We start from the raw sequence: 17,068 nt of genomic DNA, 5'->3' as shown, positions 1-17,068 counted from the left end.
AGGGTGAGGAGGGCCTCTCTGTTGTATCCTCTCGGGTCACGCAACTCCCAACCTTCCGTGGTTTCTCGATGAAAGTCTTCGGTTTCGCCGGCTGGTCCGGTTCCGGCAAGACCACCTTGGTGGAAAAGCTCATTCCAGAGTTCACTGCGCGCGGCCTGCGCGTGTCGGTGATCAAGCACGCCCATCACGGCTTCGACCTCGACAAGCCGGGCAAGGACTCGTGGCGTCATCGCGAGGCTGGGGCGACACAGGTCCTGATGCTGTCGAACGACCGCTGGGTGCTGATGCATGAACTCCGCGGCGCGCCCGAGCCCACGCTGGAACAACAGCTTCGCCTGCTCGAACCCTGCGACCTGGTGCTGATCGAAGGCTACAAGGCCGCCGCCGTGCCGAAGATCGAAATCCATCGCCCCGCGCATGGCAAGCCGCCGCTGTGGCCGGAGAATCCGCACGTGGTTGCGGTCGCCACCAACGGCGAGATCGACTGCCCGCTGCCGTGCCTGCCACTCGACGCGCCGGCCCCGATCGCAGACTTCATTCTCGATTTCCTCAAGATCCAATGAACGCCAACATGCTTTCCTTCGATGAAGCCCACGAGAAGCTGCTCGGCTTCGTCCGCCCTGTGCGCGAGATCGAGCAGGTGGACACCATGTTTGCCGCGGGTCGTGTGCTTGCCGCGACGCAGTACTCGGCAATCAATCAGCCACCGATGGACAACTCCGGCATGGATGGTTACGCGCTACGCGCGGCCGACGTGCCTGTCGCGGGCACGCGGCTGCCGGTCAGTCAGCGCATCCCCGCAGGCTGCGTCGGCCACGAGCTTGCACCGGGCACGGCCGCACGCATCTTTACCGGCGCACCGCTGCCCCCGGGGGCCGACACGGTGGTGATGCAGGAACTGTGCGAGCATGCGGGCGAAGAGGTCCTGATCAACACCGTACCCAGGATCGGCGAAGCCGTGCGCAGGATGGGCGAGGACATCGCCTCGGGCGACGCCATCCTGCCTGCGGGCCTGCGCCTGACACCACAGGCCGTCGCCCTGGCGGCTTCGGTCGGGCTGGCGCAGCTGCCCGTGTATCGACGGGTGAAAGTAGCGATGTTCTCGACCGGCTCCGAACTCGTGATGCCGGGTGAGCCCTTGCCGCCGGGGGGCATCTACAACTCGAACCGTTTCATGCTGCGCGGACTGCTGGTCGCGCTTGGTTGCGAAGTGGAAGACTTCGGCATCGTGCCCGACCGCCTGGACGCCACGCGCGAGGTTCTGCGGCGTGCTGCCGAGGGCCACGATCTGATCCTGACCAGCGGCGGCGTGTCGGTGGGCGAGGAAGACCACGTCAAGCCCGCGGTGGAGGCAGAGGGCAGTCTCGACATGTGGAAGATCGCGATGAAGCCCGGCAAGCCGCTCGCGTACGGCCGTGTGCATGGCGCTGCCTTCATCGGCCTGCCGGGCAACCCGGTTTCGAGCTTCGTCACCTTCCTGATGATGGTGCGCCCCTTCCTGCTCGCCACACAGGGCGTGCGTGAGGTTGCGCCGGCCTCGATCCTGTTGCGTGCGGACTTCGACTGGCCCCGGCCCGATCGCCGGCGGGAGTTCCTGCGCGCACGCGTGAATGCGCAGGGCGGTGTGGAGCTCTTCTCCAATCAGGGGTCGGCGGCGCTCAACTCCACGGTGTGGGCCAACGGCCTGGTGGATATCCCGGCCGACACAGCGATCGTACGTGGTGAGAGCGTGCGCTTCCTGCCCTATGGCGACCTGATGCTCTGAGCCGCGCCGCGGCCGGCGCGCAACAACGATCGTGGACGAACACAGCGGACGAATACAGCAATGACGACGAAGGTGAAGCTTCTTTATTTCGCCAGCTTGCGCGAGGCGGTCGGGAAATCGGGTGAGGAACTCGAGTTGCCTGCCGGTGTTGAGACCGTGGGTGCATTGCGCGCCCATCTCGCGCAGCGCGGGGACGGCTGGCAGGCGCTCGCGGCGGGACGCAATGTGCGCGCCGCGCTCAACCAGCACATGGTGGGCGCGGAAGCGGCCGTGGGCGCGGGGGATGAGGTCGCGTTCTTTCCACCGGTTACGGGAGGCTGAGATGGAAATGCGCCCGGAGGTCAGCGTGCAGGAAGCCGACTTCGACGTCGGCGGCGAGATGGCCGCGCTGAGCATGGATCGGAACGACGTGGGCGCCGTGGCGAGCTTCGTGGGCCTGGTGCGCGATGTCAATGACGGCAGCGGTGTGCGCGCGATGACGCTGGAGCACTATCCCGGCATGACCGAGCGCTCGCTGGAGGAGATCGTCGCGCAGGCGCGTGCGCGCTGGCCCCTGCTCGGCGTGCGCGTGATCCACCGCTACGGCCGGCTTGAGCCGGCCGACCGCATCGTGTTCGTGGGAGTCGCCAGCGCCCATCGCGGTGCGGCCTTCGCTGCCTGTGAATTCATCATGGATTACCTGAAGACACGGGCGCCGTTCTGGAAGTGCGAGGAAACCCCGCATGGTGCGCGCTGGGTCGACGCGCGCGAGGCGGATGATTCCGCGGCGGCGCGCTGGGCGGAAGAAGGAGAAGGTGTGGACGACGTTTCCTGGGACGAGATCGAGCAGCGGCGCTGAGCGCACCTGCGCTGCACGCGGCCCGGGCAGTGCCTGGGCAGACGTGAAGACGGCGCCCGCAGGCGCCGTCTTTCGATCCGTGTCACCCGTAAGCGGGTTGCCGGGGCTTCCGCCCTGCGAGGCTCAGCGGCGGCCCTTGCCGGCCTGCTGCGTGAAGGACTGGAAGGCCTCGGTCGAGGCGCGGGTCATCTGCTCGAAGGCGGCGCGGGTGGTATCCATCGCGGTCTGCATCGCACCCAGTGCGTTCTGGTCAGCGATCGGCATGCCCTTGAACATCTTCTGCATGGCCTCGAACATGTCGGCGCTACCGGTGCTCAACTGCTCGCCGATGAGCTTGCCGAACTCCGCCTGCGTAGCCGCGGTGATCTCGGTGATCTGGCGTGCGCAGGCAAGCATCTGCTCGGTGGTGTTCTGCGCGAAGTGCGCACGCATGTCCATCATGCTCTTCGGGTCCTTCGCCGCGGTCAGCGCCCGGGCGTTTTCGACACCCTCCTCGAACAGACGCTTGGCAGCGTTGACCTGGATCTCCATGATGCGCTGCGAATTTTCGATGGACATCTGGGCCAGGCGCATGGCGGCCTCAAGGTTTTTCTTCTGAAGTTCGTTCAACTGGTCTTGCTTGCTGGCCATAAGATCCTCTCCACTCGCTTGAATGATCGGTTGCTGTAATGTCGGACGTTTATGCACACCGTTTTTCGGCGCAAGCGGTCTTGGTGCCGCAGCGAACGTCCTGGCTTCACAATAGCACAAGCGATGCCGCATTCCGCCGGGACTGCAGTTGGCGTGGGAAATCCGGCTTGAATGTCGCAATGCAGCAACAATTTCTGCCGCGGGATTCGCTCAGTGGATCATCGGCCGGTTCGGCAGGCCCGCATCCGGCGCAGGTGGCTCGCCCGAGCGTGGGAAGTGCCGCTGCAGGCAGGCTCCGACATCCTCGATGGCGAGCAGCAGCGCCTGCTCGACTTCGCCGTCCCGGCAGCAGCGCCCGATTGCCCCGACCAGATCGTTCCAGTGCGCCGCTCCGGTCGCACGTGTCAGTCCGCGGTCGGCGACGATCTCGATGCGATGCTCGGCCAGCAGCAGGTAGATCAGCACGCCGTTGTTGTTTTCAGTATCCCAGACGCGCTGCTTGCCGAAGAGCGTGATGGCGCGGTCCCGCACCACCTCGGAAAGGGGCTCGCCGTGCAGGAGGTGGCGCCACAGGTAACTGGGCGGCAGGCTCGCCTCCACACAGACGCAGATTTGTCCACTGTGGGTGGCTTCGCTCTGTGCGATGCGGGCCTCTAGCCGGCCGTTCGCGGCCTCGTCCAGGGCGCGGCGTGCGTCTCCGGCGTCCAGCCAGAGGTGGCGGAGCAGGCGACGCAACTTCTCCGTCACCATCTCCCCGATGCTCCCCCGCCACCGAAGCTGCCCCCACCCCCGGAGCGGAAGCCGCCACCGCCACTGAATCCTCCACCTCCGAACCCGCCCCGGCTGCGGATGACCGGGCCGCCGCCCGCGTGGGGTGGTCCGCCGCGCCCGCTGGCGCCTACGCCAAGGACGAAAACGAGGACCACGGCAAGCACGGCGCCGACGAGGGCGAGCAGCACGCTCGCGGTCAGCACATGCACGATCAAGCCGGTCGCACCGCCGGTGAGAAGGGCACCCAGCTTGCGGCCGAAGTTGCTGACAAGCACGGCCCCGAGCATGGGGACGATGACGACGAGCAGGGCACCGATGTCTTCCAGCGCACTGCTCGGTGCGTCGTCCAGCCTGGGTTCGGGCAGCGGCAGGGCTTCGCCACGGATCAGCGCGAACAGCGCATCCACGCCGGCATCGATTCCTGCCGCGTAGCCGCCGTGGCGAAAGGCGGGGGCAATGACGTCGTCGATGATGCGCCAGGCGGCGAGGTCGGGAATCGCGCCCTCGAGCGCACGTGCGACCTCGATGCGGATCCTGCGATCCGTCGTGGCAATGACCAGCAGTACGCCGTCGCCGACATCACGACGCCCTATCTTCCAGGTATCCGCAGCGCGAAACGCGAACGCTGCGATGTCTTCGGGAGCGGTCGTCGGCAGCAGCAGAACGACGATCTGGCTGCCACGCTCGGCTTCGAAGGTGGCGAGCTTCTGTTCGAGCGCGCTGCGTTCCTCCGCATTCAGCGCGCCGCTCTGGTCGATCACGCGTGCACTCAGCGGCGGAACCGGCTGCAGGGGTTCGGCGTGCACGCAGGTCGGCCAGACGACGACGAGAAGTGCGAGCAGCGGGGCGAAAAACAGTGCGAACAGGGGGGTGTGCAGCGGCGTGAGCAGCAGGGCGAGACGGCGTCCGGGGTCCGGACGCCGCCGCCTCGCGCGGCGGCCCTGCCGGGGCGCGGCTACGTCGGGCAGCCGGGTCAGACCTGGATCGGGCATGCGCGTGCCCCCGTTCAGCGCTTGTCCTGGCTACCGAAGTCCACGCGCGGCGGAGTAGCGATCTCGGCCTCGTTGGCGACGGTGAAGCCCGGCTTGGGTTCGTAGCCGAACACCATCGCGGTGAGATTGCTCGGGAAGCTGCGTGCGAGCACGTTGTAATTCCTGACTGCCTCGATATAGCGGTTGCGCGCGACGGTGACGCGATTTTCGCTGCCTTCGAGCTGCACGCGCAGATCCTGGAAGCCCTGGTTGGCCTTCAGGTTGGGATAGTTCTCCGACACGGCGAGCAGGCGAGACAGCGCGCTGCCAAGCTGCCCTTGGGCTGCCTGGAAGCGCTCCATGGCTTGCGGATCCTGCAGCATCTCTGGCGTTACCTGGATGGCGGTCGCCCTGGCGCGGGCCTCGATCACCCGGCTCAGGGTCTCCTGCTCGAAATCCGCCTCGCCCTTGACCGTCTCCACCAGGTTGGGGATCAGGTCGGCGCGCCGCTGGTACTGGTTCAGCACCTCGGACCATGCGGAGCGGGTTTCCTCGTCCAGACGCTGGAAGTCGTTGTAGCCGCACCCACCCAGTCCGAGCGAGGCGGCCAGGGCGAGGAGGGCAAGGTAGTGTCGGATCGGCGCTGGGCGCATGGTGTGTTCCCGGGGAATGCTGAGTGGATGAGGACTACTTTAGCAGCAAGAGCAGTTTTTTTGTCCTTGCTCAAGGTCCGTTCCTGCTGGTGGGGATAGGATCTGCTCGCTGCGATTCCGGCCGCAGTCCGAGACCGGACCTCTTCGATGGAAGACCCCCGATGTTCCAGAACGCTGTTCACCCCTTTGATGCGCGCGGCGTCGCCAAGCGCTTCCGCCATGCCGCGATCTTCGGTGCGCTCGAGTCGCTCGAGGACGGCGAAGTCATGCGCTTCGTGAATGACCACGATCCGCTGCCGCTGCTGAACCAGATCCAGCAGCGCTACGGCAAACAGGTCGGTATCAATTATGTCGAGCGCGAGCCCGGCAACATCGTCATCGACTTCACCATCCAGCTCGGTGCCGAAGCTGCAGCGGGTGCCCCCGCAGCGGCTGCAGCCGTCGCCGGCCATGGCGGTGGCTGCGGTGGCGGTGGCGGCCACGGCTGCTGCTCCTAAGCCTTTCCGTACTTGCGGAAGACCGCGCGGGCATCGGCCTGCGCGCGTTCCAGCGTGCAAATGGACGGATCGTCGTCATGCCCGCTGAAGAACCCGTCCTCCTGGGCGGCCATCACCAGTTTGATGGCCGCCTTTTCATTTTGGTCGAAGCGCTCGTAGAGCAGGGTTGCAACCTCGTCCAGATGTTGCTCGTACGTCATCGGCATGGGTTGCTTCCTCAGCGCAGGGTGACGAACTCTTCCGCGCTGGTCGGATGGATCGCCACAGTGTTGTCGAAGTCTGCCTTGGTTGCGCCCATCTTCACCGCTACCGCAAAGCCCTGCAGCATCTCGTCCGCACCGTCGCCGATTACATGGGCGCCGACAATACGCTCCTCGGGGCCCGCGCATACGAGCTTCATCGCAGTCTTGGGGCGATGTTCGGTCAGGGCGTGGTACATCGCAGTAAACCGGGTCACGTAGGTCTTCACGGTGTCGAAGCGCGCGCGTGCGGCCTCTTCGGTGAGGCCGACGGTGCCGATCGCCGGGTGGCTGAAGACCACGCTCGGGATGTTCTCGTACTCCAGCCTGCTGTCCGTCTGGCCGAGGAAAAGCCGCGCCGCGAGCCTGCGTCCGGCCGCGATCGCCACCGGCGTGAGCTCCGCGTGACCGGTGATGTCGCCGATGGCGTAGATGCCGGCGGCGTTCGTATTCTGGAAGGCGTCGACGGGAATCACGCCATCGTCCCGTACGCCGACTCCCGCAGCAGCCAGGTCGAGCGCATCGGTGTTCGGTCGGCGACCGGTCGCCCAGACCAGCGCATCGACCTCCAGCACCTTGCCGTCGCGGCACGCGACGCGCAGTGCGCCGTCTGCGGTGCGCTCGATGGCGGTGACCTGCGTCCCGAGATGGAGGCGGACACCGTCTTCCTGCATCTGCACTGCGAGCTCTTCGCGCAGGAGTGCGTCGAAGTTCTTCAAGAGCCGATCGCCGCGCACAAGCAGATTCACCTCGGAGCCCAGTCCTGCGAAGACCCCTGCGAGTTCCACCGCGATGTACCCGGCGCCGACCACTGCAACACGGCGCGGCTGCGTCTCGAGCGCGAAGAAGCCGTCCGAGTCCATGCCCAGCCCGGCGCCCGGGATGTCCGGCGTCACCGGCTTGCCACCGGTGGCAACGACGATGTGCGGTGCGCTGAAACGCTCGCCATTCACCTCGACCGTGCCCGGTCCGGTGAAGCGCCCGAAGCCGCGCGCCACTTCCACGCCGGATTTGTCGAGCATGCCCGCGTAGATGCCGTTCAGCCGTTCGATGTAGGCGTCGCGGCGCTGCTTGAGCGCACTCCAGTCGAAGCGTGTTTCGCCCACGGTGAAACCATAGCCCGGCGCGTCGCGCATGGCCTGGGCGATGCTGGATGCGTACCACATGACCTTCTTGGGTACACAGCCCACATTGACGCAGGTGCCGCCCAGGCGGGCGCCTTCGATCAGCAGAACCCGCGCGCCATACTCGGCTGCGCGCCGTGCCGTGGCCACGCCACCGCTGCCGCCACCGATCGCGATCAGATCGTATTCCTTCATGCGTTCTCCCTGCTTGTTCTCTTGTCCTCGCGGCCGGGGTGCATGGTGCACCTCGGCGATCACCAAGGGGACTCTATCGTGTTTCGCGCGTCGCGGCAGCGGGCGATTACAGCACCTTTTCGATCGCGGCGATCACTTCAGGGGCGTCCGGCTTGACTTCGCTCGGGAAGGCGGCGACCACGCGCCCGTTGCGATCGATCACGTACTTGTGGAAGTTCCATTCTGGCGCCGAGGACTGGCGCGCGATCTCGCGGAAGATCGGGTGCGCGGCCTCGCCGGTCACCGGGATGGGCGCGTACATGTCGAAGGTGACGCCGAAATTCTCGAAGCAGACCTCCGCGGTCTTCGCCTCGTCGTCCGCTTCCTGGCGGAAGTCGTCGGACGGAAAGCCAGCGACCTTCAGCCCCTTGTCCTTGTAGCGCTGGTGCAGCGTTTCGAGCTGGCGGAACTGGCGGGTGAAACCGCAGTGGCTTGCGGTGTTGACCACCAGCACCGGATGCCCCGCGTAGCGCTCGGCGAGCTGCACGACTTCGTCGGCGTGCAGACGGCGCAGGCTGTGGTCAAAGAGGCTGTCCGGTGCGTCCGCTGACTGGGCGAGAACGCTTGTGCCGGCCAGTGCGAGGGCAACGAGCGTCGCGGAACGAGCAAGGTGTCGAAGAGCGGTGCGCAGCATGGTCATGGTCTCCGTGGAAGGTGTCGTATGGACCCGCGCGAGCCAATCCGGTTCGCCGCGCGCTACATGCGGACCGTACTATCGCCGTCATTGCCACTTGCGCTGATGCGATCAAGGGCCAGCGCTGCGGGTCGATACGCAGAGAGCCCGCCTTGTGGGCGGACTCCAAGCGCGTTCACAGCAGCGCAACGTCCTTCTCGCCACGTTCATACACCACGTTGGCGCGCCCCACCAGAAGCGGGTCCAGGGCACCGATCTGTTCGAGGTTCTTGTTGGTGTAGGGCAGCTTGTGCAGTACATAGCGCAGGGCGTTGAGGCGTGCGCGCTTCTTGCAGTCGGACTTGACAACTGTCCACGGTGCGTCGGCGGTGTCGGTGTAGAAGAACATCGCTTCCTTGGCCTTGGTGTAGTCGTCCCACTTGTCGAGCGAGGCGAGGTCGATGGGGGACAGCTTCCACTGCTTGAGTGGGTGCGACTCGCGTTCGCGGAAGCGGCGGCGCTGCTCGTCGCGGCTTACCGAGAACCAGAACTTGATCAGGTGGATGCCGCTGCGCACGAGGTTGCGTTCGAACTCCGGCACCTGGCGCATGAACTCGTTGTACTCGTCGTCGCTGCAGAAGCCCATGACGCGCTCCACGCCGGCGCGGTTGTACCAGGAGCGGTCGAACAGCGCGATCTCGCCGGCGGTGGGCAGGTGCTGGATGTAGCGCTGGAAGTACCACTGGCCGCGCTCGGTTTCGGTCGGCTTCTCCAGTGCCACCACATGTGCGCCGCGCGGATTCAAGTGCTCCATGAAGCGCTTGATGGTGCCGCCCTTGCCGGCGGCGTCGCGCCCCTCGAACAGGATCACCACGCGCTGACCCGTCTCCTTGACCCAGGCCTGGAGCTTCAGCAACTCCACCTGCAGGCGGTACTTCTGCTTCTCGTAGGCCTTGCGCGACATCAGGTTGCGGTAAGGATAGCCACCCTGGCGCCAGTCGGGTGCAAGCTCGTCGTCGGGGTCCTGTGCCTTGCCCTGAGTGCGGTCGGCGCGCATGAGGGCGCTACGCAGCATGTGGATGTCGTCTGGTGATGCGCCGGACAGGATCGCTTCCAGGGTGCGCAGCTTGTCTGCGGCGCTGCGCTCCGCCTCGTGTTGGAGGATGTCGCTGACAGCGACGATCTTGGCGTCCTGCGCTGCAGCGATGGCCTCGTCGACCTCGAAGCGCTCGATCTCGGCCGTGTCGAGGGCGGGTGCAACGTCACCGTCGCGAGCCTTGCGAGTTGGTGCGCGCCGGCGCGCCCCGGTGCTCTCGGCACGCACCGTGGTTTGCTGTCCGGAAGTGCCGGTTTCTTCTGCATGGTTGGATTTCGCCATGAATTTCCTCCTGATAGATCAGGATAAATTCTATGCCCTTAGCGATTGCCCGCGGATGGACTTTCGATCGATCTTCTTTCTGCCTGCGATGCAATGCATGTATCCGGGGCTTCGCAGGCTGGGCGATTGGTCAACTGATGTGCGCTGGCGGCTCATCGCGCCGGCAGGTCGTTCGGCGCGGTGGACGCTGCGCGGGTAGAATTGCGCGCCTTCAATCCGCTACCGACCCTGCCGCGCGCAGTGTCGCTTCTCCGACTTCATGCCTTTGACACCCGAGACCCGATCCCTGCTCGACATGGCCTACCGTGTCGGTGCCCCCCGTTTCCATGAGCTGTCGCCGGCGCAGGCGCGCCATTCCTTTCAGAAGCTGCAGTTCGCCTTCCGGCCCGAGGCTCCGGCGGTGGCTTCTGTGACCGAGGTGCCGATTCCGCGCGGCGATGGTTCGGCCCTGCTGGCGCGCTTCTACCGGCCGCTTGCCAGCCACCGGGACGAGGTGCTACCGCTGCTGATCTACCTGCACGGGGGCGGCTGGTGCGTTGGAGACGTGCCCAGCTACGACGTGCTGTGCCGCGAGCTCGCCAACGGGTCGGACTGCGCGGTGCTGTCGGTCGACTACCGGCTCGCCCCCGAGCATCCCTTTCCGGCTGCGGTGGAGGATGCGCGCCTGGCCTTTGACTGGTGTGCCGGGAATGCCGGCCTGCTCGGTGTGGATGTTGAGCGGATCGCGCTTGGTGGCGACAGCGCGGGGGGCAACCTGTCGCTGGTGACTGCGCTGGATTTGCGCCAGCAGCCGACGCGACCCGTGTTCCTGATGCTCGTCTATCCGAGCACCGAGATCCTCAGTGCGCGCCCTTCGCGCGCGCGTTACGCCGACGGCTACTTCCTCGATCTCGAGACGCTGCAGTGGTTCTTCGAGCGCTATCTTCCCGAAGGCAATACGGAGGACTGGCGTGCCTCGCCGATGCGCGCCGCATCGCTGGCGGGGCTGCCGCCGATGCTACTGATCGCTGCAGAATTCGATCCGCTGGTCGATGACTGCGCTGCCTTTGCGCAACGCGCGGTCGCTGAGGGCGGCATGGTCGAACACCACGTCTTCGAAGGCGTGGTGCACGGCTTCTTCACGCTCGGCAAGCTGTTCCCAGAGTCGGGGCGGGCCGTGGCGCTGGCGGCGCAGGCGCTTCGCCGCGCCCTGCGGGGCGACTGAGTCTCGTGCCGCCCCTTCAGTCGCTCACTGCCGAAATGAGTTCGAGGCGGGTTTCGCGCGCTTCGGCCACCAGCGGCTCGAACTCGCTGGCGCCGACCTCGCCGAGGCTTGCATCGCGAAGCTCCGGCCGATTCTGAATGCCGAGCAGACTGTCGAAGGGGTTGGGCGTCTCCGCGGCGAGCGTGGCGAGGTGGAGGACGTCGTTGAGTGCGACCGGCGGCCATGCGGTGATTGCGATCGGATCGCTGGTGCAGGCGTCGATGATCACCTCGGGCATGCCGAAATCCTCGAGGATGGCGCCGCGCACCGGATCGTCCCAGACCGCGACGGCCTCTGCGAAACGGCCCATATCGCTTTCCAGTGCCGGGTAGCGGGCTGCGCGCGCGAGCAGGAAGAACTGCCCGATGTCGAGCACCAGGCCGGCAAGCATCGCGGCGTCTGCGTCACGGCGGCCAAGGTGATGCGCGAACGCGCAGGCCCAGGAAGCGACGTCCACCGAATGCATCCACAGCCCGGTCGCGATCAGGCGCATCTGGCGGGAGCGGTGGTCGCGGGCAACCTGTTCCGCCGCTACGGCGAAGGCCAGGCAGCGCAGCGTGGACAGGCCGATACGCCCGATTGCCTGGGGCAGTCCCGTGATCTCGCCACGGTAGGGGTTCATCGACAGGGTGTTTGCCATGCGGATGACCTTGGCCGCGAGCACCGGCTCGGCACGGACGGCTGCGGTAATGTCGCTGAGCGAGCTGTCCGGGTCGTCGGCGAGCTTCTTGATCCGCAGCGACAGGTCGAATACGGTCGGAAAGCTCAGTGCGCCTTCGCGCAGTTCCTCTTCAACCTGCTGCGAGAAGGCATCGAGTTGCGACTGGAAGTCATCCATGGCCAGGGTCCGGTTCAAAGAGTGATGTGAGTGTAAGCGCACACGTGCGCTTGCGGGCATGCCGTCGCCCACGTTCGCAACGTTTGCGTGCTCAGGGCTGGGTCAGGACGACGCGGCCGTTCTCGAGGGCTTCGACCTGGGCGAGCGTGCAGACCGGCACGCCCAGCGCCTCGATCGTTGCATGGCCCTTCTTGAAGCGTTTTTCCACGATGAAGCTTGCTGCCAGTACCTGGGCGCCGGCTTCCCGCGCCATCTCGACCAGCGCCACCGCGGTGCGGCCATTGGAGAGGAAATCGTCGACGATCACCACGCGGTCGGTGGGGAGCAGGTAGCGCTGCGAGAGCACCAGCTTGGTCTCGCCACCTTTGGTAGGGGACGGGATGACGCGCGCGATGGCGGGCGACTCGACCTCGGGTGCGTACTTCTTCGCGTACACCAGCGGCAACTCGAGTGCCTGTGCCACGACGAGGCCGGGCGCGATGCCGCTGGCCTCGGCAGTCAGCACGACCGTGGGCTGGAACTGTGCGAGCCGCTTTGCGAGCTCATTGCCCATCTCGGTGATGAAACGGGGTTCGATGCGGTGGTTCAGGAAATGGTCGATCTTGAGGATCTGGTCGCCGATCACGGTGGCTTCGGCTTCGATCCTTCGCACCAGCGGTGCGTAGGGGCGGATGAGGTCAGGGTCGACAATCATGGGCAGGTCCGTAAACTGAAAACGCCCCTCTGCCGGGGGCGGATTGCGCGGATTTTAGCGCGCGGATGAGGTGCGCGGGTGTTCGGGCTAGAATTCCGCCATCCCGATAGCGATGCAAGCGATGAACGACGAAGACTACATGCGCGCCGCCCTGGAGCAGGCGCGCGAGGCCGGTGCCTGTGGCGAAGTCCCCGTGGGGGCGATCGTCGTGTACGAAGGAGAGATCGTCGGCCGCGGCTTAAACCAGCCCATCGGTCGACACGATCCGACCGCGCATGCCGAGATCATGGCGCTGCGCGATGCGGCTGCGCGGCTGGGCAACTACCGCCTGCCGGGCTGTGAACTCTATGTGACCCTGGAGCCCTGCGTGATGTGCACCGGGGCAATCATGCATGCGCGCATCGCGCGCGTGGTGTTCGGTGCCCGGGACCCCAAGACGGGCGTGGCGGGCAGTGTGCTCGATCTGTTCGCGGAAACCCGGCTCAACCACCATGCCCGCGTCGAAGGCGGTTTGCTGGCCGATGACTGCGGACACATGTTGTCGCGCTTCTTCGCGGCGCGACGCAACAAGACGCTGGTGGCCTGACATGCGCGCGCGCGTCGTGATCGGTGAACAGTTGCTGCACCTCTTCGGCGACGACGGGGCCTGCATCCGGCGTTACCCGATCTCCACCGCCGCCAGGGGGGCGGGCGAAGAGCAGGGCAGCCACTGCACGCCGCGCGGCCGCCACCGGGTGCGCGCCCGGATCGGTGCCGGTGCCGCCTGCGGTACGGTGTTTCGTGGTCGCAGGCCGACTGGTGAGCTGTGGACGCCCGGGTTTGCGGCAAGCCACCCTGGCCGTGACTGGATCCTGACCCGCATCCTGTGGCTATGCGGCGAGGAGCCCGGACGCAACCGCGGAGGGGAGGTCGACTCCATGCGCCGCTACATCTACATCCACGGCACCGGCGATGACCAGCCCATGGGCGAACCGCGTTCGCATGGCTGCGTGCGCATGCGAAACCGGGACATCATCGAACTGTTCGACCTGCTGCCGCCCGGGGCGCAGGTGGAGATCGTTGAATGAGCGAACAGGCTGATGTCGAACCCTTTTGCATCGAGGTCGCGGACTGGGCCGTGGCCGAGGCGCTGGTGATGCCCGTGCGCGAGGCGGTGTTCGTGTGCGAGCAGGGCGTGCCGCCCGAGATCGAGCGCGACGCCATGGATCCGCTCAGCCGACACGCCATCGCACGCGATGCCCGCGGCCGGGTGGTCGGTACGGGCCGCCTGCTGCCCGACGGCCACATCGGACGCATGGCGGTGTCGGCCCCAGCCCGCGGCGCCGGCGTGGGTGGCGCGGTGCTGAGCGCTCTCGTCGAGGAGGCGCGGCGTCGGCGAATGTGCGAGGTTGTGCTCAACGCCCAGGTGCATGCGCTCGACTTCTATAGCCGGCATGGCTTCGAAGCCTTCGGTGAGGTCTTCATGGAGGCCGGCATCGAGCACCGCGCCATGCGGCGCGTGCTGCCCGCGGTTCAGTCGGGCGATCGTGCGGGAAAGTGGTGATCCACCCGGCCGAGCAGGGCGCCGTCGCGATCCCAGCTCCATTCGACGAAGCGCAGGTGTCCGTCCCGGGCCTGTAGCAGGACGCTGCTGCAGCGCGTGCCGTAACCGGGGGCACGAATGAAGGCGGGTGAGAGCCAGCGCTCCCATTCCAGACTCATGCCGGTAGCGGGCAAGTGCGGGTCGGGGGCGGGTGTGGGGTCGCGCAACAGGTCGAGCAGAGCGGTGATTGCGGCCTGTTCCGCGTGCTCTTGCGCATCGGCTGCGGCTTCATCGAGCAGAGGGATTGCTGCGGACAGGCCCGCGCGAGCCTTGACCAGCTTGGGCCAGGGCGTATCGAGGAGATGGTTCGACAGCCCGTAAACGCCCGGCGTCAGCATGCGCACCGCGCCGGTGGTGCTCTCGAGCACCCCGAGCCGGTGGCCGTCCGAGAGCATCAGGTTGAACCCTGCATACGCTTGCGCGCCTCGCGCCAGCGCCTGCAGCGCAGTCTCGACGTCCTCCCCGTCCTCGAGCGCGCTGCGGACCAGTGCGCCGCGCGATGGCGCCCCTTCCATCCGCTGGCTTGGATCACGGAAGTTCGTGAGCGCAGCGAAGCGCCCGCCTCGCGTCAGCCCCATCCACGTGCCGCCCGCCTCGAGATCACGGCCGGCAAGCAGCGCGGGCGATTCGGGCCACCAGTGCGCGGGCGCGGCTGGGCGGCTGAAAAACTCGTCCCGGTTGGCCGCGACGATCAGCGGGTATCGTTCGTGCGCCTGCCAGGCGAAGACGATCAGGCACACGGTGGGCGGGTTCCGGTGTCGCTCAGGCCAGCGCGTAGGGCAGGTCGAGCAGCGACAGGCGCGGGCCATCGGGTGCGCCGACGCGGACCTCGCCCGCCTCGGCGCTGCTGCACTGGAGCACCGCCAGCGCTTCGAAGCCGCCGTCGGCAGTGGGTGCGACGTTGACCAGCTTGCCGGCCGACTGCTCGCCGAAGTCCGGTGCGTACAGGTCCGTCCCCGGGCCGGCTTCGGTGCCCGCGGGCAGCGCGACCCGGTAGGTGCGCTTCTTGAGCTTGCCCAGATACTGCGTGCGCGCCACGATCTCCTGGCCGGGATAGCAGCCCTTGTGGAAGTTCACCCCGCCGATGAGTTCGTAGTTGAGCATCTGGGCGACGAACTCTTCCTGTGTGGCTGCGGTGATCAGCGGGAGTCCGGCGCGAATCATGTCGAGCTGCCAGGCAGTGGTGCCGGCAGCGGTGGCCCCGGCCGCGCACGCAGCATCGAAAGCAGCGCCGGCGGTGGCGATTGGCGCGGCGAGCAGGTAGCGGGTCGGGCTCAGGCGGATGCAGCGCAGGCCGGCGTCGGTCACCGTCTGCTTCATGTCGGCTTCCGGCAGCAGGGCGCCGGCCCCCAGCGCGGCAGCGGCGGCGTCGGGGCCGGCCAGCCCGATGAGGGCGGTGTCCGCACGCGCGTCCGACAGCTTGACCTTGCTGCGCAGCACGTACATCGAGAGCTTCTTCAGGAAGGCCGGCAAGATGTCGGCCGAGAGCGCGAAGGCGTGGCCCTCGGGCTCGGACCACAGCAGGAAGCTCGCGATCATCCGGCCTTTGGGCGAGTTGAAGCTGTTCCACTCGGCGCCGTCTGCGGGCAGCTTCTTGACGTCGTTGGACACGAGGTTGTGCAGGAACTCGGCCGAGTCCGGGCCGACTGCGCGGAGGGTGCCCAGGTGCAGCAGCGGCACCGCGATGGTTCCGTCGGCGCTGCGCGCTTCGGTGGTGGCGTCGGCGAAAGAGGCAGAGCGGGCATCGTCGCCCAGGGTGGCGCCCCGGTGGGCGAGGTGGTCGGTCCAGGCTGTCATGGTCGGATCGTTTGGGTTCGGTTTTTGGTCGGATGTCGGGTCGTCGGGTCTAGCGGCAGCGAATTCTTGTTTGCGTGTTCTGTGGTATTTCGTCCCGCGGGGGACGCGCTGCACGATGAAGTATTATAGGCCCCCTCCGTGCGCCGGTCGCCCATGCTGCCGGCAGGGATTTTGCCCAGCAACCGCCGATGAAGCGTCTTTTTCTCAGCCTCCTTGTCCTGCTCGTCCTTGCCACGGCGTCCGTCGCCGGCGCAGGGTGGTGGTATGCCCACCGTTCGCTGCCCCTGTCTGCCGAGCGCGTCGATTTCACCATCCCGCGCGGTGTGGGCATGCGTCAGGCGGCGACGATCATCGAGCGCGCAGGCGTTGGCGTGGATGCCCGCGCGTTGGCGCTGATCGCGCGTATCGGCGATCGTGCGCACCGCATCAAGGCGGGCAGCTATGAGGTGCATGCGGGCATCACGCCCTGGCAGATCGTGCTCAAGCTCTCCGATGGCGACGTGACCCAGGGCGAGCTGGTGCTGCTCGAAGGCTGGACGTTCCGCCAGGTACGTCAGGCGCTCGAGTCCCATCCCGAGCTGGAGCCGGACAGCGCCGGGCTGAGCGACGCCGAGCTGCTCGCGCGCATTGGGGCCGCCGAGGCGCATCCCGAAGGCCTGTTCTTTCCCGACACCTACCTGTTCGACAAGCACAGCAGCGCGCTTGCGGTGCTGGAGCGCGCGTACCAGATGATGCAGGTGCGGCTCGAGCGCGCGTGGGGCGAGCGCGACCCGGCGCTACCGCTTGCCTCGCCCTATGAGGCGCTGATCCTGGCGTCGATCATCGAAAAGGAAACGGGTAGCGCAGCAGATCGTGCGCTCGTCGCCTCGGTGTTCGCCAACCGGCTGCGCATCGGGATGCGGCTGCAGACCGATCCGACGGTGATTTACGGCCTCGGCGAGGGCTTCGACGGCCGCCTGCGTCGCGTGCATCTGGACACCGATCACCCCTGGAACACCTACACGCGCGCTGGACTACCACCGACGCCGATCGCGATGCCGGGCGAGGCCTCGCTGCGCGCCGCCGTCCAGCCGCAGAAAAGCGATTACCTGTACTTCGTCGCGCGCGGCGATGGCAGCAGCGAGTTCTCCCGCAACCTCGCCGACCACAATCGCGCGGTCAACAAGTTCATCCGCAAGCGGGGCGGATGATGCGACACGCC

General features: G+C 66.8%; 23 protein-coding genes. 11 read left to right on the top strand and 12 right to left on the bottom strand.

Annotation, left to right across the window (positions count from 1 at the left end; all coding sequences use genetic code 11):
* Positions 1-68 precede the first annotated feature (68 nt).
* The 4 genes from mobB to moaE are packed head-to-tail and all read left to right on the top strand — an operon-like array spanning position 69 to position 2,603.
* Entirely contained in the window at positions 69-563 is a 495-nt protein-coding gene (gene mobB, locus ACNKW1_RS11605) for a molybdopterin-guanine dinucleotide biosynthesis protein B (RefSeq protein WP_418364750.1), read from the top strand.
* On the top strand, positions 560-1,765 hold the full coding sequence (gene glp / locus ACNKW1_RS11600; RefSeq protein WP_418364749.1) for a gephyrin-like molybdotransferase Glp: 1,206 nt from the start codon (positions 560-562) through the stop codon (positions 1,763-1,765). Before mobB ends, glp begins: the two co-directional genes overlap by 4 nt.
* 60 nt (positions 1,766-1,825) lie before the next feature.
* Complete coding sequence (moaD, locus tag ACNKW1_RS11595; protein WP_418364748.1) at positions 1,826-2,086, top strand: molybdopterin converting factor subunit 1; 261 nt, start codon at positions 1,826-1,828, stop codon at positions 2,084-2,086.
* A gap of 1 nt (position 2,087) precedes the next feature.
* Complete coding sequence (gene moaE / locus ACNKW1_RS11590; RefSeq protein WP_418364747.1) at positions 2,088-2,603, top strand: molybdopterin synthase catalytic subunit MoaE; 516 nt, start codon at positions 2,088-2,090, stop codon at positions 2,601-2,603.
* A 123-nt stretch (positions 2,604-2,726) separates the two neighbouring features.
* On the opposite strand, the gene ACNKW1_RS11585 is transcribed toward moaE, so the two are convergent.
* The 4 genes from ACNKW1_RS11585 to ACNKW1_RS11570 all read right to left on the bottom strand — a co-directional run bounded on the left by ACNKW1_RS11585 (position 2,727) and on the right by ACNKW1_RS11570 (position 5,628).
* Positions 2,727-3,233, bottom strand: coding sequence for a phasin family protein (locus tag ACNKW1_RS11585; RefSeq protein ID WP_418364746.1), 507 nt, complete (start codon positions 3,231-3,233; stop codon positions 2,727-2,729).
* 210 nt (positions 3,234-3,443) lie between these two features.
* Positions 3,444-3,983, bottom strand: coding sequence for a TPM domain-containing protein (locus ACNKW1_RS11580; protein ID WP_418364745.1), 540 nt, complete (start codon positions 3,981-3,983; stop codon positions 3,444-3,446).
* A complete protein-coding gene (locus tag ACNKW1_RS11575; protein WP_418364744.1) occupies positions 3,977-4,996 on the bottom strand; it encodes a TPM domain-containing protein in 1,020 nt (339 codons plus the stop codon). The genes ACNKW1_RS11580 and ACNKW1_RS11575 overlap by 7 nt, the downstream gene beginning before the upstream one ends.
* A gap of 14 nt (positions 4,997-5,010) precedes the next feature.
* Entirely contained in the window at positions 5,011-5,628 is a 618-nt protein-coding gene (locus ACNKW1_RS11570; RefSeq protein ID WP_418364743.1) for a LemA family protein, read from the bottom strand.
* A gap of 161 nt (positions 5,629-5,789) precedes the next feature.
* Between ACNKW1_RS11570 and ACNKW1_RS11565 the strand changes: the two genes are divergently transcribed.
* Positions 5,790-6,125 (top strand): DUF2249 domain-containing protein, encoded by a 336-nt coding sequence (locus tag ACNKW1_RS11565; protein WP_418364742.1) that lies wholly within the window; start codon positions 5,790-5,792, stop codon positions 6,123-6,125.
* Here the strand turns inward: ACNKW1_RS11565 and ACNKW1_RS11560 are convergent.
* The 4 genes from ACNKW1_RS11560 to ppk2 all read right to left on the bottom strand — a co-directional run bounded on the left by ACNKW1_RS11560 (position 6,122) and on the right by ppk2 (position 9,713).
* Positions 6,122-6,331, bottom strand: coding sequence for a hypothetical protein (locus ACNKW1_RS11560; protein WP_418364741.1), 210 nt, complete (start codon positions 6,329-6,331; stop codon positions 6,122-6,124). The two genes, ACNKW1_RS11565 and ACNKW1_RS11560, sit on opposite strands and share 4 nt — an antisense overlap.
* An 11-nt stretch (positions 6,332-6,342) precedes the next feature.
* Entirely contained in the window at positions 6,343-7,683 is a 1,341-nt protein-coding gene (gene gorA, locus ACNKW1_RS11555) for a glutathione-disulfide reductase (protein WP_418364740.1), read from the bottom strand.
* A 106-nt stretch (positions 7,684-7,789) separates the two neighbouring features.
* On the bottom strand, positions 7,790-8,356 hold the full coding sequence (locus ACNKW1_RS11550) for a glutathione peroxidase (RefSeq protein ID WP_418364739.1): 567 nt from the start codon (positions 8,354-8,356) through the stop codon (positions 7,790-7,792).
* A 175-nt stretch (positions 8,357-8,531) separates the two neighbouring features.
* Positions 8,532-9,713, bottom strand: coding sequence for a polyphosphate kinase 2 (gene ppk2, locus ACNKW1_RS11545; RefSeq protein ID WP_418364738.1), 1,182 nt, complete (start codon positions 9,711-9,713; stop codon positions 8,532-8,534).
* Here ppk2 and ACNKW1_RS11540 point away from each other — a divergent pair.
* Both ACNKW1_RS11540 and ACNKW1_RS11535 read left to right on the top strand, forming a co-directional pair.
* Positions 9,712-9,912: a hypothetical protein gene (locus tag ACNKW1_RS11540; RefSeq protein WP_418364737.1), complete on the top strand. Its 201-nt coding sequence runs from the start codon at positions 9,712-9,714 to the stop codon at positions 9,910-9,912. The two genes, ppk2 and ACNKW1_RS11540, sit on opposite strands and share 2 nt — an antisense overlap.
* Positions 9,913-9,972: 60 nt before the next feature.
* Positions 9,973-10,917 carry an alpha/beta hydrolase gene (locus tag ACNKW1_RS11535; RefSeq protein ID WP_418364736.1) on the top strand — a complete coding sequence of 315 codons (945 nt, stop codon included), beginning with the start codon at positions 9,973-9,975 and terminating at the stop codon, positions 10,915-10,917.
* A 16-nt stretch (positions 10,918-10,933) separates the two neighbouring features.
* Here ACNKW1_RS11535 and ACNKW1_RS11530 read toward each other — a convergent pair whose 3' ends face one another.
* Both ACNKW1_RS11530 and xpt read right to left on the bottom strand, forming a co-directional pair.
* Positions 10,934-11,794, bottom strand: coding sequence for an HDOD domain-containing protein (locus ACNKW1_RS11530; RefSeq protein ID WP_418364735.1), 861 nt, complete (start codon positions 11,792-11,794; stop codon positions 10,934-10,936).
* A gap of 91 nt (positions 11,795-11,885) precedes the next feature.
* A complete protein-coding gene (gene xpt, locus ACNKW1_RS11525) occupies positions 11,886-12,488 on the bottom strand; it encodes a xanthine phosphoribosyltransferase (RefSeq protein WP_418364734.1) in 603 nt (200 codons plus the stop codon).
* A gap of 121 nt (positions 12,489-12,609) precedes the next feature.
* Here xpt and tadA point away from each other — a divergent pair, with 121 nt between their 5' ends.
* Genes tadA through ACNKW1_RS11510 form a run of 3 tightly spaced genes read left to right on the top strand, consistent with a single transcriptional unit; the run spans position 12,610 to position 14,031 of the window.
* The gene (tadA, locus tag ACNKW1_RS11520; protein WP_418364733.1) at positions 12,610-13,074 is read left to right on the top strand and encodes a tRNA adenosine(34) deaminase TadA; all 465 of its coding nucleotides are present in this window, start codon (positions 12,610-12,612) and stop codon (positions 13,072-13,074) included.
* A 1-nt stretch (position 13,075) separates the two neighbouring features.
* Positions 13,076-13,555, top strand: coding sequence for a L,D-transpeptidase family protein (locus ACNKW1_RS11515; RefSeq protein ID WP_418364732.1), 480 nt, complete (start codon positions 13,076-13,078; stop codon positions 13,553-13,555).
* Positions 13,552-14,031, top strand: coding sequence for a GNAT family N-acetyltransferase (locus tag ACNKW1_RS11510; protein ID WP_418364731.1), 480 nt, complete (start codon positions 13,552-13,554; stop codon positions 14,029-14,031). The genes ACNKW1_RS11515 and ACNKW1_RS11510 overlap by 4 nt, the downstream gene beginning before the upstream one ends.
* Here ACNKW1_RS11510 and ACNKW1_RS11505 read toward each other — a convergent pair.
* The gene (locus tag ACNKW1_RS11505) at positions 14,001-14,810 is read right to left on the bottom strand and encodes an NRDE family protein (protein WP_418364730.1); all 810 of its coding nucleotides are present in this window, start codon (positions 14,808-14,810) and stop codon (positions 14,001-14,003) included. The two genes, ACNKW1_RS11510 and ACNKW1_RS11505, sit on opposite strands and share 31 nt — an antisense overlap.
* Positions 14,811-14,832: 22 nt before the next feature.
* Positions 14,833-15,867: a YgfZ/GcvT domain-containing protein gene (locus ACNKW1_RS11500; RefSeq protein WP_418364729.1), complete on the bottom strand. Its 1,035-nt coding sequence runs from the start codon at positions 15,865-15,867 to the stop codon at positions 14,833-14,835.
* Positions 15,868-16,055: 188 nt separating this feature from the next.
* Here ACNKW1_RS11500 and mltG point away from each other — a divergent pair, with 188 nt between their 5' ends.
* On the top strand, positions 16,056-17,057 hold the full coding sequence (mltG, locus tag ACNKW1_RS11495) for an endolytic transglycosylase MltG (RefSeq protein WP_418364728.1): 1,002 nt from the start codon (positions 16,056-16,058) through the stop codon (positions 17,055-17,057).
* The last annotated feature ends 11 nt before the right edge of the window (positions 17,058-17,068 follow it).

Origin of the sequence: Thauera sp. WH-2 (assembly GCF_048321015.1) — a bacterium.
Classification (GTDB): Bacteria; Pseudomonadota; Gammaproteobacteria; order Burkholderiales; family Rhodocyclaceae; genus Thauera.
Note: the sequence above shows the minus strand (reverse complement) of the source record. Positions and strands in the feature narration are given on the sequence as shown.

Excerpts from the sequence above, each read along its gene's own strand:
- mltG (WP_418364728.1), top strand. The coding sequence starts at position 16,056 with ATGAAGCGTCTTTTTCTCAGCCTCCTTGTCCTGCTCGTCCTTGCCACG.
- moaE (WP_418364747.1), top strand. The coding sequence starts at position 2,088 with ATGGAAATGCGCCCGGAGGTCAGCGTGCAGGAAGCCGACTTCGACGTC.
- moaD (WP_418364748.1), top strand. The coding sequence starts at position 1,826 with ATGACGACGAAGGTGAAGCTTCTTTATTTCGCCAGCTTGCGCGAGGCG.
- ACNKW1_RS11570 (WP_418364743.1), bottom strand. The coding sequence starts at position 5,628 with ATGCGCCCAGCGCCGATCCGACACTACCTTGCCCTCCTCGCCCTGGCC.
- tadA (WP_418364733.1), top strand. The coding sequence starts at position 12,610 with ATGAACGACGAAGACTACATGCGCGCCGCCCTGGAGCAGGCGCGCGAG.
- gorA (WP_418364740.1), bottom strand. The coding sequence starts at position 7,683 with ATGAAGGAATACGATCTGATCGCGATCGGTGGCGGCAGCGGTGGCGTG.
- ACNKW1_RS11530 (WP_418364735.1), bottom strand. The coding sequence starts at position 11,794 with ATGGATGACTTCCAGTCGCAACTCGATGCCTTCTCGCAGCAGGTTGAA.
- ACNKW1_RS11510 (WP_418364731.1), top strand. The coding sequence starts at position 13,552 with ATGAGCGAACAGGCTGATGTCGAACCCTTTTGCATCGAGGTCGCGGAC.
- glp (WP_418364749.1), top strand. The coding sequence starts at position 560 with ATGAACGCCAACATGCTTTCCTTCGATGAAGCCCACGAGAAGCTGCTC.
- mobB (WP_418364750.1), top strand. The coding sequence starts at position 69 with ATGAAAGTCTTCGGTTTCGCCGGCTGGTCCGGTTCCGGCAAGACCACC.
- xpt (WP_418364734.1), bottom strand. The coding sequence starts at position 12,488 with ATGATTGTCGACCCTGACCTCATCCGCCCCTACGCACCGCTGGTGCGA.
- ACNKW1_RS11515 (WP_418364732.1), top strand. The coding sequence starts at position 13,076 with ATGCGCGCGCGCGTCGTGATCGGTGAACAGTTGCTGCACCTCTTCGGC.
- ACNKW1_RS11540 (WP_418364737.1), top strand. The coding sequence starts at position 9,712 with ATGAATTTCCTCCTGATAGATCAGGATAAATTCTATGCCCTTAGCGAT.
- ACNKW1_RS11550 (WP_418364739.1), bottom strand. The coding sequence starts at position 8,356 with ATGCTGCGCACCGCTCTTCGACACCTTGCTCGTTCCGCGACGCTCGTT.
- ACNKW1_RS11585 (WP_418364746.1), bottom strand. The coding sequence starts at position 3,233 with ATGGCCAGCAAGCAAGACCAGTTGAACGAACTTCAGAAGAAAAACCTT.
- ACNKW1_RS11560 (WP_418364741.1), bottom strand. The coding sequence starts at position 6,331 with ATGCCGATGACGTACGAGCAACATCTGGACGAGGTTGCAACCCTGCTC.
- ACNKW1_RS11535 (WP_418364736.1), top strand. The coding sequence starts at position 9,973 with ATGCCTTTGACACCCGAGACCCGATCCCTGCTCGACATGGCCTACCGT.
- ACNKW1_RS11565 (WP_418364742.1), top strand. The coding sequence starts at position 5,790 with ATGTTCCAGAACGCTGTTCACCCCTTTGATGCGCGCGGCGTCGCCAAG.
- ACNKW1_RS11580 (WP_418364745.1), bottom strand. The coding sequence starts at position 3,983 with ATGGTGACGGAGAAGTTGCGTCGCCTGCTCCGCCACCTCTGGCTGGAC.
- ACNKW1_RS11575 (WP_418364744.1), bottom strand. The coding sequence starts at position 4,996 with ATGCCCGATCCAGGTCTGACCCGGCTGCCCGACGTAGCCGCGCCCCGG.
- ppk2 (WP_418364738.1), bottom strand. The coding sequence starts at position 9,713 with ATGGCGAAATCCAACCATGCAGAAGAAACCGGCACTTCCGGACAGCAA.
- ACNKW1_RS11500 (WP_418364729.1), bottom strand. The coding sequence starts at position 15,867 with ATGACAGCCTGGACCGACCACCTCGCCCACCGGGGCGCCACCCTGGGC.